Genomic DNA, 12,920 nt, shown 5'->3' on the forward strand with positions numbered 1-12,920 from the left:
ATGCGGGGCGCCGCCGGGGCCTCCCGCCTCCTCGTGGTCTTCCAGCCGCACCTGTTCTCCCGCACCCAGGAGCTGGGCAAGGAGATGGGCGACGCCCTGGCCCTCGCGGACGCCTCCGTCGTCCTCGACATCTACCCGGCCCGCGAGGACCCGATCCCGGGCATCACCAGCGAGCTGATCATCGCCGCCGCCGAGCGGGCCGGTGCCGCGGTGACGGCCGTCCACGACAAGGAGACCGTCCCCGAGGTCATCGCGGGAATGGCCGCCCCCGGCGATCTCGTTCTCACGATGGGCGCGGGCGACGTCACGGACCTCGGTCCGAAGATCCTCGCCCGCCTGTCGAACTGAGGGAGTGGACGAACGATGGCGTACGAGGTCGAGAAGCCGGACGAGGAATGGCAGGCCCAGCTGACCCCGGCGGAGTACCAGGTGCTCCGGCTGGCCGGCACGGAGCCCGCCTTCCGCGGTGAGTACACCGACACCAAGACGAAGGGCGTCTACTCCTGCCGTGCCTGCGGGGCGGAGCTCTTCACCTCGAACGAGAAGTTCGAGTCGCACTGCGGCTGGCCGTCCTTCTACGACCCGAAGGACAGCAGCGCCGTCGAGCTGATCGCCGACACCTCTCACGGCATGATCCGCACCGAGGTCCGCTGCGCCCGCTGCGGCTCCCACCTTGGCCACGTCTTCGAGGGCGAGGGCTACCCGACCCCGACGGACCAGCGGTACTGCATCAACTCGATCTCGCTGCGGCTGGAGCCCGAGGAGGGCTGACAGCGACCCGAGAAGGGCTGACACGGCCGTCCGGCCCCGCCCCCGCCCCCGGAGAGACCCCGGGGGCGGGGGCATCTGCGTTTGACATCCCCTGACAGCGCATCAAGAGTGCGTTTCTGGAGCTATCCGAGATATCAGAGATCTCGGACATCTGGATGGGAGTCAGGAATGCGTTTGTGTACCGACCGTGGGCGCCGTGGCGTCGTCATGCCCGTGCTGGCCGCCGCACTGGCCATTCCGCTGCTGTCCGCGACCTCCGCCGTGGCGTGTCCCGGTCCCGACCCCGTCGCCGGCACCGGTACGGTCAGCCGTTCCGGCGGGACCGTCACGTTCGTGCCGGTGGCGGGGGCGGCCAACCGGGTGACCTTCTACGTCGCCACCGCGCCGCTCCTGCGGGTGTCCGACCCGGGCGGCATCACCGCGGGCCCGGGCTGTACGCAGACCAGCCCGCAGACGGCGACCTGCGGGGAGATCGCCGGCATCACCGGCATCCACGCGGACGGCGGCGACGGGGACGACCGGCTCGCGGCCGGGGCGGACCTGAACATCCCCGTCGACTTCGACGGCGGACCCGGCCGGGACATCCTGGTCGGCGGTACGGCCGACGACCACCTGGTGGACCCCGACGGCTGGCCCACCCGCCCCACCCAGGCCACCTTCCGGGGCCTCGCCGGCAACGACACCATCGTCAGCCGCAACGGCGGCTACGACCGCGTCGAGTGCGAGGGCGGCAACGACACCGTCACGGCGGACCTCGCGACCCTGGACACGGTCACGAACACCTGCGAGACGATCAACCGAGGCTGACCGCCGCCCCCCGAGTGGGGGAACCCTCTCAGTGGACGGAGAAGCCGCCGTCCACGAACAGGGACTGGCCCGTCACGTACGCCGAGGAGGCGCTCGCCAGGAAGAGCGCCGCGCCCGTGAAGTCCTCGGCCAGGCCGTTGCGGCCGACCAGGGTGCGGGCGGCCAGGGCGGCGACCTTCTCCGGGTCGGAGGAGAGGCGCTGGTTGAGCGGGGTCATGACGAAGCCGGGGACCAGGGTGTTGGCGGTGACGCCGTACGGGGACCAGGCCTCGGCCTGCGAGCGGGCCAGCGATTCCAGGGCGCCCTTGGAGACTCCGTACGCACCGCTCTGCACGAAGGCGCGGTGGGCCTGCTGGGAGGTGATGTGGATGATCCGGCCGAAGCCCCGCTCGGCCATGCCGGGGCCGAAGCGCTGACCGAGGAGGAACGGGGCCTCCAGGTTGATGGTCATCGTCGTGTCCCAGACCTCCTCGCCCAGCTCGCCGAAGGGCGGACGGAGGTTGATCCCGGCCGAGTTCACCAGGATGTCCGGCTCGCCGAACACGGCCGCGGCCGCCTCCGCCCCCGCCTTGATGCCCTCCCGGGTGCTCAGGTCGGCGCTCACCCACGCCGCCCGGCACCCCTCGGCCGTCAGCTCGTCCACGGTCGCGACGAGCTCGGCCTCCTTCCGGGCCAGGACCACCACGCTCGCCCCCGCCCGCGCCAGGGCCCCCGCGATGGCCTTGCCGATGCCCGAACTCCCGCCCGTGACAAGGGCGGTGCGCCCTTCGAGGGAGAACAGCCCGGAGAGGTAACCGGCGGGGGTGGTGCTCATGGATGTCGCTCCTCGTGTCGGTGGAGGGCAGGTACACGCATCCTGGCACACGTGTTCGCGGGGCGAGGCAGACGAGGAGGGGCCCGGCCGGTCGGCCGGGCCCCTCCGTCGTTCGGGGCGGTTCGGGGCGGGTCAGTTCTTGCCGGTGACGTAGAGGGGCTTCATGTCGACGACGGTCCCGGTCACGGTGTGGCCGAGGCCTTCGCGGGCGGCGTTGGCGAGCAGGCCGGTGTCGGCGTCGGCCCGGTGGGCGTACAGGCCGCCGAGCTTGTGGGCGCGGGCGTATTCGGCCTTGGCCCTGACGGTGCGCGGAGTGTCGAGGGAGACGAACACGCCGCTGTCGGGGTTGTGGAGGAAGTCGGCGTCGGCGACGGTGTCGGTGTACAGGGCGAAGCCGTTGCGCGCCCCGCCGTTCTCCAGGTCGAGGTAGTTGCGCAGGAGGTCCGCGGGCTCGCTCTCGCCGGACTTGAACGTGCCGACCGTGGTGGCGCCGGGGTAGGGGTCGTACCCGCCCTTCAGCGGGGAGGTGGACGCGATCTCCGCCCGCTGGGCGTTGCGGCTGGAGGTCGCGTACGCGAGGTGGATGGCGCCGGGGGCGATCTTCAGGTCCTGGATGAGGTACGACACCGCGTCGTCCACGCTGGGCGCGTCGGGAGCCTGGGGATCGCGGCGCAGCGGCGCGTGGTGGCCGAGCTTGTCGGACCACGGGCTGCCGAAGAAGTCGAAGGCGAGGAGGTTGAGCCGCCCGGCGCCGGCGTCCACGAGCAGGGGGACGTTCGCGGCCTTGATCTTCTCGACGGTGCCGGCGACGGCGACGGCGATCTCGACGCCGCCGGGCACGATCGGGTCGAGCTTCTGCTTGACCTCGCGGATCAGCCGGGCGTAGTTCTCGGGGTCCTCCGGCCCGTACACGTTGTCGGACGCGCCCATGGCGCCCGGGAACTGCCAGTCGAGGTGGAGGGTGGTGAACATGGGGAAGGCGCGGAAGATCCGGGCCAGCGAGTCGGCGAACGCGGTACGGAGCCCGGGCTCCTCGGCGACGTGGTGGAAGGCCTGGCTCATCTCCCAGCCGCCGACGTTCAGTCCGACCTTCAGGGCCGGGTTGCTCTTCTTCAGACCGGCGACGGCACCGAGCAGGCCGTGCGCCTTGTCCTGGGTGAAGTGGGGGGCGGCGTCGTTGCTGAACCACCCGTTGAAGCCGAAGCCGATGTAGGCGAGGACGTCTCCCCAGGCGTCGGTGAACGTGGCCTTGCCGCGCTGACCCGGCAGGCCGTCCTGGCTGGAGGCGATCCCGAAGTCGGCTGCCGCGCGGTCGATCACGTCCTTCTTCTCGCCTTCGTCGCCGACGATCCCGACGGCACCGACGACGAGTTCGTCGAAGGCACCGGCCGGGATGCGCGCGATGTCGGCGCCGGGCCCGCCCTCCTGGTAGCCGACGTTGGCGTCGCCCGGGTGCTGGCCGTAGCGGGAGTCGTAGGTGGCGTCGGCCGCGACGTACCCGGACAGGATCAGGCCGTTGCCGCCCTGGTAGGTGTTGAAGACCGTCTTGGCCGCACGGCGCGGCGTGTAGGACAGCTTGACGTCCTCCCTCGCCGGGTCGAAGCCGTTGACCTCGTAGGTCTTCTCTGCCGCTCCCTTGCCCCACACCTCGCCGTTGACGTCGGTACCCGGGTCGGAGGCGTTGACCAGATCACTCACGATGACATCCCCTCAGCCGCGCGCGATCGCACGCGATGCGTATGTCGGCCGCCGGGCATACGAACAGGCGGCGGCGCGGACTCAGGGCACGATCCTGGGTGACGCCTGGTCAGATCTGTCCGGCAACTTTCGATCTTCACTCGATGGAGTGGTAACACCCGGGACATGCCGATCGCGCGCGTACGGAGTGCTCCCCGGAGGCGCCTTCGCGTGCCGGGCGGCCCGCCGCGATCGGCGGCCGCCCGGTGCGGTCGTGCGGAGGACGTCAGACCAGCCGACCGAGGAACTCCGTCCAAGTGGCGGGGGAGAGCGCGAGCTGAGGGCCGGTGGGGCGCTTGGAGTCGCGGACGTGGACGGTGGTGGGGCAGGAGGCGACCTCGACGCAGTTGTCGCCGTCGCCGCTGCTGTAGCTGGACTTGTGCCAGGAGAGGGCGACTTCTACGCAGTTATCGCCACTGCCGCCGCTGTAGCTGCTCTTGAACCAGGCCAGTTCAGTGGTGCTCATAGTGCTCCTCGGATCTCCCGCAACAGGCCCACGGATGCTTCTACAGACAGAGCCTGTGTCCGCATCCTGGCATATCGCTGCTGGAGGATGCTGACCACTTTGGGGTCGGAGATGAGCTGGCCTGTCTCCTGGCCCTCGCAGTACGCGTACCAGGCGTTCTCCTCGGTCTCCAGGAGATACAAGGGGCCGTCGAGGCCCGCGTGGTGTCCGCGCGACTGCGGCATGACCTGGATGTCGATGTTGCGCCGCTCGCCGAGGGCGAGGATGTGGTCGATCTGCTCGCGCATGACCTCCGGTCCAGCCACCTGGCGGCGCAGTACGTGCTCCTCGATGATGAAGCTGAAGATCGTCTCAGGGCGCTCCGTGAGGATGCGCGTCCGCTCCATGCGTCGGATCAGGTTCGACTCGATCTTGTCGTCGCCCATCGCCGGGATCTGTTCCTCGAAGAGCGTCCGGGCGTAGGCGGACGTCTGGAGCAGGCCCGGCACGAGCCGGTTCTCGAACGTGTACAGCGTCACCGCCAGCGGCTCCAGGTCCGCCCATTCCTCGAACCACTTCGCAAGCCCCGCCTTGCGCGTCAGGTGCTTCGCCGCCGCCTTGATGACGCCGAACGCGTCCAGCACCTCCTCAGACCGGTCCACGAACCTCTTCGACGGCAGACGCCGCCCCTGTTCGATCGAGGCGATCATCGGGACCGAGTAGCCCACCATCGGGGCGAACTGTTCCTGCGTCAGGCCCGCCCGTTTGCGGAAGGCCTTGACCACTTCCCCGAAAGCCTTCAGGCTCTCCGACGTCTCCGGTTCGCTTCCCTTCGGGACCTCGTCCGTCACCCCGCCACCTCCCGTACCCGTGTGCTCGCGCTGAACGGAACAAGGCTCACCGATAGTCACCGGTACAGTCCAGAGCGTGAACCCGTACGCTGCGCAGCGTACGAGTTTCTGAGCTGGTAACTCGGCCTGGGGGTCGCCATATTGACCCCATGACCTCCCCCGTGACCCGCGAACACGCGGTTACCGTACGTGTGTTCACTCAGCGTTTCAGCTCGACGCCACGTGGTGCCCGCCTCGCTCGACGGCTGGCTCTCCATCAGCTCGACCGTTGGCGGCTGCCGTACGGCTCCGAGGTCTCGGAGACCGCCGGGCTGCTCGTCGCCGAGCTCGCCGCGAATGCCGTGACCCATGGACGGGTGCCCGGGCGTGACTTCGAGCTGACGCTCGCGTACGCGCCCGGGCTGTCGCTCCGGATCGACGTCTCCGACACCCGGGGCGAGCGACGGCCGACCGCCGTCGCCCCGGGGTCGCTCGACGAGGGCGGGCGGGGGCTGATGCTCGTCGAGGCGCTGGCCTCGCGGTGGGCGGTGCTCGACCGAGTACCGGTCGGGAAGACCGTGCGGGCCGAGCTCGACCTCAGCCGCTGTACTGCTGTGCCGTGAACGGCACTTTTCTCCTCGGGGCCGCCGTCCCCTTTCCGTCGCTGATCACGGACCGCGCCGATGCCTTCCGGGACGGCGGCGACGTGGAGGGCGGCCTGGTGGGCGCGGCCCGGGCTAGAAGGTGTTCAGTCGGAGCTGGAGTTGGCATCCGCCGGGCCGGTCGTCGGTGTCGATGCGGAGGGTGATTTCACGGTCGTTGTCCACGGGACTGAAGCCGCCCGGGAGCGGGAGGGCGTTTCCGCATTGGGCGCGGTCACCGTCCGAGGCGTAGTTGATGTTGAGTGACGTGCTGGTGGGGCTCGTGAGGGCGAACGTGAGATCGCATCCGCCCTGCCGGTTGTCGGTGTCGATCCGGATGGCGTCGCCGAAGGTCGGGGACGTCGTCGTGATCGGCAACTTGTGGGTGCCTTGGTTTCCGCATTGGCCGGGGTCGCCGCCGGGGGTGACCTTGAAGGTGTAGGTGGCGGAAACGCCCGTCATGACGTTGCCGGGGTCGTAGATGCCGAAGGCGAGCCTGCAGCCTCCAGGGCGGGAGTCCGTGTCGAAGCGGATGGCTTCGGTCGGGTCCCCGGGGAACTTCCACTGCTCGCCCGTTCTTCCGCCGCACTGGCCGGGGTCGCCGTCGGGGTTGAACTGGATCCCGATCTGCGGGGGGATGAAAAGTTCGCTGCGAGCCTGGGCGAGGGGCGCCGGTACGACACTGACTGCGACCGCCGTCGCGGCAGCGGCGGAAAGTACCAGCACTCTCTGTGTGATGCCCTTCATGGCATCGATTCCTTCCGTACGGAGGGCAAGATCCACTCAAAGCACAGGATTCCGGCGCTCCGGACATAACAAACCCGCTACCGAAAGCAAGGAAGGGCACACCGCCCGATCGGCCCAGTGACGTGGGCGAGAGCCGCGCCGAGATCGGCGCGACCCGGTCCGACCGTTCCTGTGGGGGCGGCCCCTACGGGCTGCGGGCAGGTCGCCGCCGAGACGACGACCTGCCCGCAGCTGTCCGCTCGTACGCCTCTACGGGGCCGGGGCGTACCCCGCGGGACGGGTGGTGAAGGTGCCCCGGCCCTGGGTGCGGCCGCGGAGGCGGGACGCGTAGCCGAAGAGTTCGGCCAGCGGGACCGTCGCCGAGACCACGGCCGTACCGGAGCGGGTCGTCTGGTCCGTGACCCGGCCGCGGCGGGCCGCGAGGTCGCCGAGGACGGAGCCGACGGACTCGGCGGGGACGGTGACCGTCACCTCGGCCACCGGCTCCAGGAGGGTCATGACGCTCGTGCGGAGCGCCTCGCGCAGGGCGAAGCGGCCCGCCGTGCGGAACGCCATCTCCGAGGAGTCCTTCGGATGGGTGGCGCCGTCCGTGAGCGTGACGCGGACGCCCGTCACCGGGTGGCCGCCGAGGGGGCCCTCGACGAGGGCGTCCCGGCAGCCGGCCTCGACCGCGCGGACGTACTCCTGCGGGACGCGGCCGCCCGTGACCTTCGACTCGAAGACGAACTCGTCGTCCGTCGGCTCGATGTCGATGACGACGTGGGCGAACTGGCCCGCGCCGCCGTCCTGTTTGACGTGCCGGTAGAGCAGACCGGTGACGCCCTTCGTCACCGTCTCCCGGTACGCCACCTGGGGACGGCCGACCGTGACCTCAAGGCCCCGGTCGCGCCGCAGCTTCTCCACCGCGACCTCCAGGTGGAGTTCGCCGAGGCCGGAGAGGACCGTCTGGCCCGTCTCCGGGTCGGACCGGACGACGAGCGAGGGGTCCTCCTCCGTCATCCGGGCGAGGGCCGTCGCGAGGCGGCCCGTGTCCGTGCTGCGGCGGGCCTCGACGGCGACCGAGACGACGGGGTCGGCGGTCGTCGGGGGTTCGAGGACGAGGGGCGCGTCCGGGGCGCACAGGGTCGCTCCGGCGCGGGCGGACTTGGGCCCGACGACGGCGACGATGTCGCCGGCGCGTGCCTCGTCCACCTCCGTCGCGCGGTCGGCCTGGACGCGGAGGATGCGGGAGACGCGTTCCGTGCGTCCTGCGGTGGTGTCGAGCACGGTGTCCCCCTTCCTGAGGGTGCCCGCGTAGACGCGGAGGTAGGTCATGCGGCCGGTGGCGGTGGCGTTCACCTTGAAGGCGAGCGCGGTGAACGGGGCGTGCGGGTCCGCCGGGACCTCGCCGCGCACGGGCGGCATGTCCGACGGGGCCGGGAGGTACGCGACGACGGCGTCGAGCAGGGGCTCGATGCCACGGTTGCGGTACGCCGAGCCGCACAGGACGACGACGGCGTCCCCGGAGAGGGTGAGGTCGCGGAGGGCGGCGGTCAGGGTCTCCTCGGAGAGGGTGTTGTCTTCGTAGAACTCCTCCAGGGCGCCGGGGTGCAGCTCCGCGACCGTCTCCGCCAGGCGGTGGCGGCGGCGCAGGGCCTCCTCCCGGAGTTCGTGCGGGACTTCGGACTCGGTGTACGTGTCGGCGCCGTCGGCCCACACGTACGCCCGCATCCCGACCAGGTCCACGACGCCGGTGAAGCCGTCCTCGCGGCCGATGGGGAGCTGGACGGGGAGCGGGACCGTGCCGAGGCGCGTACGGATCGACTCGACGGCGCTGTCGAGTTCCGCGCCCGCGCGGTCCAGCTTGTTGACGAACGCGATCCTCGGGACGCCGTGGCGGTCGGCCTGGCGCCAGACGGTCTCGCTCTGCGGCTCGACGCCCGCGACGGCGTCGAAGACGGCGACGGCGCCGTCGAGGACGCGCAGCGAGCGCTCGACCTCGTCGGAGAAGTCGACGTGACCGGGCGTGTCGATCAGGTTGATCCGGTGGCCCGTCCAGTCGCAGCTGACGGCCGCCGCGAAGATCGTGATGCCCCGGTCCCGTTCCTGCGGGTCGAAGTCCGTGACGGTCGTGCCGTCGTGCACCTCGCCGCGCTTGTGGGTGGCGCCGGTGAGGTAGAGGAAGCGCTCGGTGACGGTGGTCTTGCCGGCGTCGACGTGGGCGAGTATGCCGAGGTTGCGGACGCTGTGGGTACGCATGGTGGTGCCTTTCGCTGCTGCGTGGAGTACGGGGCAGCGCGATTCCCGGGACGGTCAGGTCGTCACGTCACGGGTCGGCGATGGCGGGCGCGCAGCCGCCACCGGCCGGAGCGAGAGGCGAGGATCACGTCGAAGCGGCGCGTACGCACGGTCGGCTCTCCTCGGTAGACACACTCGCGGCACGGCACACCGGTCGGTGTGCCGTGCCGCGAGTGTAGGGAGCGCCGCCGCGCGGGCGACACCGAATTATTCGGCTTCTTCGGCTTGTTCGGCTTATTCGGCGGGCTGGAGGAGGTCCCAGCGGTTGCCGTAGAGGTCCTCGAAGACGGCGACCGAGCCGTACGGCTCGTGGCGGGGCTCCTCCAGGAACTTCACGCCCGCCGCCGACATGCGCTCGTGGTCGCGGGCGAAGTCCTCCGTGTGGAGGAAGAAGCCGACCCGGCCGCCGGTCTGGTGGCCGACGGAGGCCTCCTGCTCCTCGTTCTTGGCCTTGGCCAGGAGCAGTCCGGTGTTGCCGAGGCCGCCGACGCCGGCCGCGCCGCGCGGGCGGACGACGACCCAGCGGCTCCCGTCGCCCCGGTCGGTGTCCTCGACGAGCTCGAAGCCGAGGGCGTCGGTGTAGAAGGCGATGGCCTCGTCGTAGTCACGGACGACGAGAGTGACGAGTGCGATGGACGGCATTTCTTCAACGTAATACGCGGAACCGGCGGAATCTATTCGCGTCGACCCGCGTCGTGGCCGGGACGACCCTTGCGGGGGGAGGGGGCGAACGAGGGTCGGGGAGAGGGGTGGGGGAGGGTCGGCCCGAGGGTCCGTGTCCGCGCGGCGCGGGCGCGTCGGCGAGGGGTGGTCTCGTCGGCGAGGGGTGGACTCGTCAGCCTCGTCAGCGAGGAGTGGTCGGCGGGGTCGCGGCGGTCTCCCCTTCCCCGGGCGTGCGCGCCCACGCGGCCCGGCGGCGGGTCTCGCTCTCCTGGGCCATGCGACGCAGCAGGGCCAGGACCGGTTCCAGGAGGAGGACGACGATGGCGGCGTGCTCGGCGAGCTTGAGCCGGTCCTCGGCGTCGTCGAGCTCTTCGAGCCGGTCGACGTCGAGCTTCGCGGCGGCGGCGGCCAGCTCGGCGTAGGGCAGCAGCTCCTCGGTGCCGTACTCGACGCCGAGGCGGCTGAGGTCCATGAGGCTCGCGGCGAGGGCGCGGCGGTGCGGGGAGTCCGGGGAGACGTCCCAGCCCATGGCGCGTACGAGCTCGTCGACCCGGGGCGCCTGCTCGTCCACCGCGTCCGTCTCGGCGGCGTCGACGGGCGTCGGCAGCGCGTAGTGCACGACGCCGAGCGTGGCGAGCGGGTCGAGGGGCTCGTCGATCGCCGCGAGGACGTCGCGGGTGGCGGCGATGGACAGGCCGCCACGGGAGGTCAGGGCGCGGATCAGACGCAGGCGCTGGACGTGCTCGTCGCCGTACAGGGTCAGCGTGGCTCCGAGCGGGCGGCCGGGCGGGAGCAGGCCTTCCCGCAGGTAGTACTTGATCGTTCCGACCGGCGTTCCGGACAGACGGCTCAGGTCAGAGATCTTCATGGGCACTCTCGCTCGACGCTCTTCGGGTGTGATCAGTCTCCCAGGCCCCCGAATGGACAGCTCCACTAGAGAGTGCCACTCTCTAGCTAGAGAGTGAAGGTTTCTAGTGTCATCGCTGAGCAGCGACGACGCCCCACCGAAGCGGAGCCCCCTGTAATGCCCGAACCCACCCACCCGCTGCGCGTGAGCGCACGCGGGCTGCTGAGCCGGCGCGGCGTGTGGCTGCCGTCTGCGGTGATCCTCGGCCTGCTGTCGTTCGTCCTGTCCCTGCTCTACCTGGGCGCCAACAACGACCCGGTCGGCTCCACGAAGGACCTGCCGATCGCTTTGGTCGACACGGACAAGGGCACCCAGGTGGGCGGCAAGCCGATCGACCTGGGCGCGCAGATCGCCGCGAAGATCACCGGCGCGGCCGACCTCAAGGAGAAGGTCGACTGGAAGCAGGTCGACCGCCGCACCGCCGACGACCTGCTCGCCCGGGGCAAGGTCTTCGGCGCCCTCGTCATCCCCGACGACTTCTCCGCCTCCGTCGCCGCGCTCGCCGGCCCCGCGCAGCGCACACCGCACCCGCCGACCATGACGGTCCTCACCAACCCGGCGGCCGGAAGCTTCGGCTCCTCCATGGCCACCGAGATCAACCGCAAGGTCGTCGAGACCACCTCGGCGGAGGTGGGCAAGCAGCTGGGACAGGCGGCCGCGCACCAGGCGGCGCAGGCCGCGCGGGCGACCGAGGCGCAGGCGGCTGCGGGGAACGTCGCTGCTGGGCAGGCAGCTGCTGGGCAGCCCGCCTCCGCGCAGGCCGCCTCCGGGCACCCCGCCTCCGCGCAAGCTGCCGCCTCCGCGCAAGCTGCCGCCTCCGCGCCCGGTGCCGCCGCGCAGCTGATGATCGCCGACCCCATCCACGTCTCCGTCCAGGAGGGGCACCCCCTCGGACAGCACAGCGGTCTCGGCCTGAGCGCCTTCTTCTACGCGCTCGTCCTCGTCCTCGGCGGGATGCTCGGCGCCAACGTCATCCACATGCAGGTGGACACCGCACTCGGCTACGCGGCCAGCGACAAGGGCCCCTTCCGTATCGTCAAGCCCCTCCAGCACGCCACCCGGGTGCACCACTTCCTGGTCTGCTCGGCGCTCATGGTCGTCCTGTCGATGCTGACCTCCGCGCTCGCCATGGCGGCGGCCGTCGGCGTCATCGGCATCGACGCCTCGAACCTGCCGATGCTGTGGCTCTTCGGGACCTGCGCCACGGCCGCCATGGGCATCACCGCGCTGGCCCTGCTCGCCGTCTTCGGCACCCCCGGCCCGATCGTCTCCATGCTGGTCCTGATCGGCCTGGCCGTCCCGTCGGCCGGCGCCACCATTCCGATCCAGGCGCTCCCGGACTTCTACCGGTTCCTGGCCGAGTTCGAGCCGTTCCGGCAGGTCGTCGACGGCGTCCGGTCCATCCTCTACTTCGGGGCACAGGCCGACGCCGGACTCGGCCGCGCCTGGACCATGGTCGGCATCGGCTTCGCCGCCTCGCTCGCCCTCGGCCTCGTCTTCACCCGCCTCTACGACCGCCGGGGCCTGCACCGCTCGACCCCGCACCTGGCGCAGCCGGTCCCCGTCGGCTGAGTGCCCGGGGGAGGCGGTGGTGCGAGAATGCCCCGCATGGACGCGCAGGAGTTCGACCGGCTCGCCACCCGGGCGCGGGCGCTGGCCGTGTCGGGGGAGCGGCGGGTCCTCGGCCTCGCCGGGGCGCCCGGGGCCGGTAAGTCCACGCTCGCGGCGCGGCTCGTCGCCCGGCTCGACGGGCTCGCCGTGCTCGTGCCGATGGACGGGTTCCATCTGGCGCAGGCCGAGCTGGAGCGGCTCGGGCGGGCCGGGAGGAAGGGCGCGCCGGACACCTTCGACGCCGCCGGGTACGCGGCGCTGCTCACCCGGCTCCGTACCCCCGTCCCCGGCACCACCGTCTACGCCCCGGCCTTCGACCGCTCCCTGGAGGAGCCCGTCGCCGGGGCGATAGCCGTCGCGCCGGAGGTGCCGCTCGTCGTCACCGAGGGGAACTACCTGCTGCACGACGAGGGGGCCTGGGCCGGGGTCCTGCCCCTGCTCGACGAGGCCTGGTACCTCGACCTGGACGCCCGTCGTCGCGTCCCCCGGCTCGTCGAGCGGCACGTCCGCTTCGGCAAGGACCGGGAGCGCGCCGAGCGCTGGGTCCACGAATCCGACGAGGCCAACGCCCGTCTGGTGGCCCGGGGGAGGGACCGGGCCCACCTGGTCGTGAGGATGAGCTAGCGGGACGGCTAAGGCCCCCGCCCCGAGGGTGAGTTGGCGGGGAGGT

Annotated in this window: 14 protein-coding genes; 6 read left to right on the forward strand and 8 right to left on the reverse strand. The window is 71.3% G+C overall.

From position 1 onward, the window contains the following. The 3 genes from ACH4TP_RS09750 to ACH4TP_RS09760 form a co-directional block, all read left to right on the forward strand. Positions 1-348: glutamate ligase domain-containing protein (locus ACH4TP_RS09750; RefSeq protein WP_398436882.1), on the forward strand; the 348-nt coding region annotated here is incomplete at its 5' end. 15 nt (positions 349-363) lie between these two features. Continuing rightward, positions 364-771 (forward strand): peptide-methionine (R)-S-oxide reductase MsrB, encoded by a 408-nt coding sequence (msrB, locus tag ACH4TP_RS09755; protein ID WP_389226977.1) that lies wholly within the window; start codon positions 364-366, stop codon positions 769-771. A 174-nt stretch (positions 772-945) separates the two neighbouring features. Continuing rightward, on the forward strand, positions 946-1,578 hold the full coding sequence (locus ACH4TP_RS09760; protein ID WP_398436884.1) for a hypothetical protein: 633 nt from the start codon (positions 946-948) through the stop codon (positions 1,576-1,578). 28 nt (positions 1,579-1,606) lie between these two features. Here ACH4TP_RS09760 and ACH4TP_RS09765 read toward each other — a convergent pair whose 3' ends face one another. From ACH4TP_RS09765 to ACH4TP_RS09780, 4 genes are all read right to left on the reverse strand, one after another. Next, positions 1,607-2,392 carry an SDR family NAD(P)-dependent oxidoreductase gene (locus tag ACH4TP_RS09765; RefSeq protein WP_398185657.1) on the reverse strand — a complete coding sequence of 262 codons (786 nt, stop codon included), beginning with the start codon at positions 2,390-2,392 and terminating at the stop codon, positions 1,607-1,609. Positions 2,393-2,524: 132 nt separating this feature from the next. After that, positions 2,525-4,090 carry a glycosyl hydrolase family 18 protein gene (locus ACH4TP_RS09770; RefSeq protein ID WP_398436886.1) on the reverse strand — a complete coding sequence of 522 codons (1,566 nt, stop codon included), beginning with the start codon at positions 4,088-4,090 and terminating at the stop codon, positions 2,525-2,527. Positions 4,091-4,355: 265 nt separating this feature from the next. After that, positions 4,356-4,595, reverse strand: a complete 240-nt coding sequence (locus ACH4TP_RS09775; RefSeq protein WP_398436888.1) for a DUF397 domain-containing protein — start codon at positions 4,593-4,595, stop codon at positions 4,356-4,358. Continuing rightward, positions 4,592-5,425: a helix-turn-helix domain-containing protein gene (locus ACH4TP_RS09780; protein WP_398436890.1), complete on the reverse strand. Its 834-nt coding sequence runs from the start codon at positions 5,423-5,425 to the stop codon at positions 4,592-4,594. The genes ACH4TP_RS09775 and ACH4TP_RS09780 overlap by 4 nt, the downstream gene beginning before the upstream one ends. Positions 5,426-5,574: 149 nt before the next feature. Here ACH4TP_RS09780 and ACH4TP_RS09785 point away from each other — a divergent pair, with 149 nt between their 5' ends. Continuing rightward, positions 5,575-6,027: an ATP-binding protein gene (locus ACH4TP_RS09785; protein WP_398436892.1), complete on the forward strand. Its 453-nt coding sequence runs from the start codon at positions 5,575-5,577 to the stop codon at positions 6,025-6,027. Between the two features lie 114 nt (positions 6,028-6,141). Here ACH4TP_RS09785 and ACH4TP_RS09790 read toward each other — a convergent pair whose 3' ends face one another. The 4 genes from ACH4TP_RS09790 to ACH4TP_RS09805 form a co-directional block, all read right to left on the reverse strand. After that, a complete protein-coding gene (locus ACH4TP_RS09790) occupies positions 6,142-6,792 on the reverse strand; it encodes a hypothetical protein (RefSeq protein WP_398436894.1) in 651 nt (216 codons plus the stop codon). Positions 6,793-7,041: 249 nt separating this feature from the next. Continuing rightward, positions 7,042-9,030 carry an elongation factor G gene (fusA, locus tag ACH4TP_RS09795; protein WP_398436896.1) on the reverse strand — a complete coding sequence of 663 codons (1,989 nt, stop codon included), beginning with the start codon at positions 9,028-9,030 and terminating at the stop codon, positions 7,042-7,044. A gap of 273 nt (positions 9,031-9,303) precedes the next feature. Continuing rightward, complete coding sequence (locus ACH4TP_RS09800; protein WP_389227001.1) at positions 9,304-9,711, reverse strand: VOC family protein; 408 nt, start codon at positions 9,709-9,711, stop codon at positions 9,304-9,306. Positions 9,712-9,913: 202 nt separating this feature from the next. Next, positions 9,914-10,600, reverse strand: coding sequence for a MerR family transcriptional regulator (locus ACH4TP_RS09805; RefSeq protein WP_398185638.1), 687 nt, complete (start codon positions 10,598-10,600; stop codon positions 9,914-9,916). A 156-nt stretch (positions 10,601-10,756) separates the two neighbouring features. Between ACH4TP_RS09805 and ACH4TP_RS09810 the strand changes: the two genes are divergently transcribed. Further along, on the forward strand, positions 10,757-12,211 hold the full coding sequence (locus ACH4TP_RS09810) for a YhgE/Pip domain-containing protein (protein ID WP_398436898.1): 1,455 nt from the start codon (positions 10,757-10,759) through the stop codon (positions 12,209-12,211). Positions 12,212-12,238: 27 nt separating this feature from the next. Continuing rightward, complete coding sequence (locus ACH4TP_RS09815) at positions 12,239-12,874, forward strand: nucleoside/nucleotide kinase family protein (protein ID WP_389227010.1); 636 nt, start codon at positions 12,239-12,241, stop codon at positions 12,872-12,874. Positions 12,875-12,920: the final 46 nt, after the last annotated feature.

The sequence above is a fragment of the Streptomyces sp. NPDC021012 genome (assembly GCF_044333355.1).
In the GTDB taxonomy this organism is placed as follows: domain Bacteria; phylum Actinomycetota; class Actinomycetes; order Streptomycetales; family Streptomycetaceae; genus Streptomyces.

Excerpts from the sequence above, each read along its gene's own strand:
- msrB (WP_389226977.1), top strand. The coding sequence starts at position 364 with ATGGCGTACGAGGTCGAGAAGCCGGACGAGGAATGGCAGGCCCAGCTG.
- ACH4TP_RS09765 (WP_398185657.1), bottom strand. The coding sequence starts at position 2,392 with ATGAGCACCACCCCCGCCGGTTACCTCTCCGGGCTGTTCTCCCTCGAA.
- ACH4TP_RS09775 (WP_398436888.1), bottom strand. The coding sequence starts at position 4,595 with ATGAGCACCACTGAACTGGCCTGGTTCAAGAGCAGCTACAGCGGCGGC.
- ACH4TP_RS09785 (WP_398436892.1), top strand. The coding sequence starts at position 5,575 with ATGACCTCCCCCGTGACCCGCGAACACGCGGTTACCGTACGTGTGTTC.
- ACH4TP_RS09790 (WP_398436894.1), bottom strand. The coding sequence starts at position 6,792 with ATGAAGGGCATCACACAGAGAGTGCTGGTACTTTCCGCCGCTGCCGCG.
- fusA (WP_398436896.1), bottom strand. The coding sequence starts at position 9,030 with ATGCGTACCCACAGCGTCCGCAACCTCGGCATACTCGCCCACGTCGAC.
- ACH4TP_RS09800 (WP_389227001.1), bottom strand. The coding sequence starts at position 9,711 with ATGCCGTCCATCGCACTCGTCACTCTCGTCGTCCGTGACTACGACGAG.
- ACH4TP_RS09805 (WP_398185638.1), bottom strand. The coding sequence starts at position 10,600 with ATGAAGATCTCTGACCTGAGCCGTCTGTCCGGAACGCCGGTCGGAACG.
- ACH4TP_RS09810 (WP_398436898.1), top strand. The coding sequence starts at position 10,757 with ATGCCCGAACCCACCCACCCGCTGCGCGTGAGCGCACGCGGGCTGCTG.
- ACH4TP_RS09815 (WP_389227010.1), top strand. The coding sequence starts at position 12,239 with ATGCCCCGCATGGACGCGCAGGAGTTCGACCGGCTCGCCACCCGGGCG.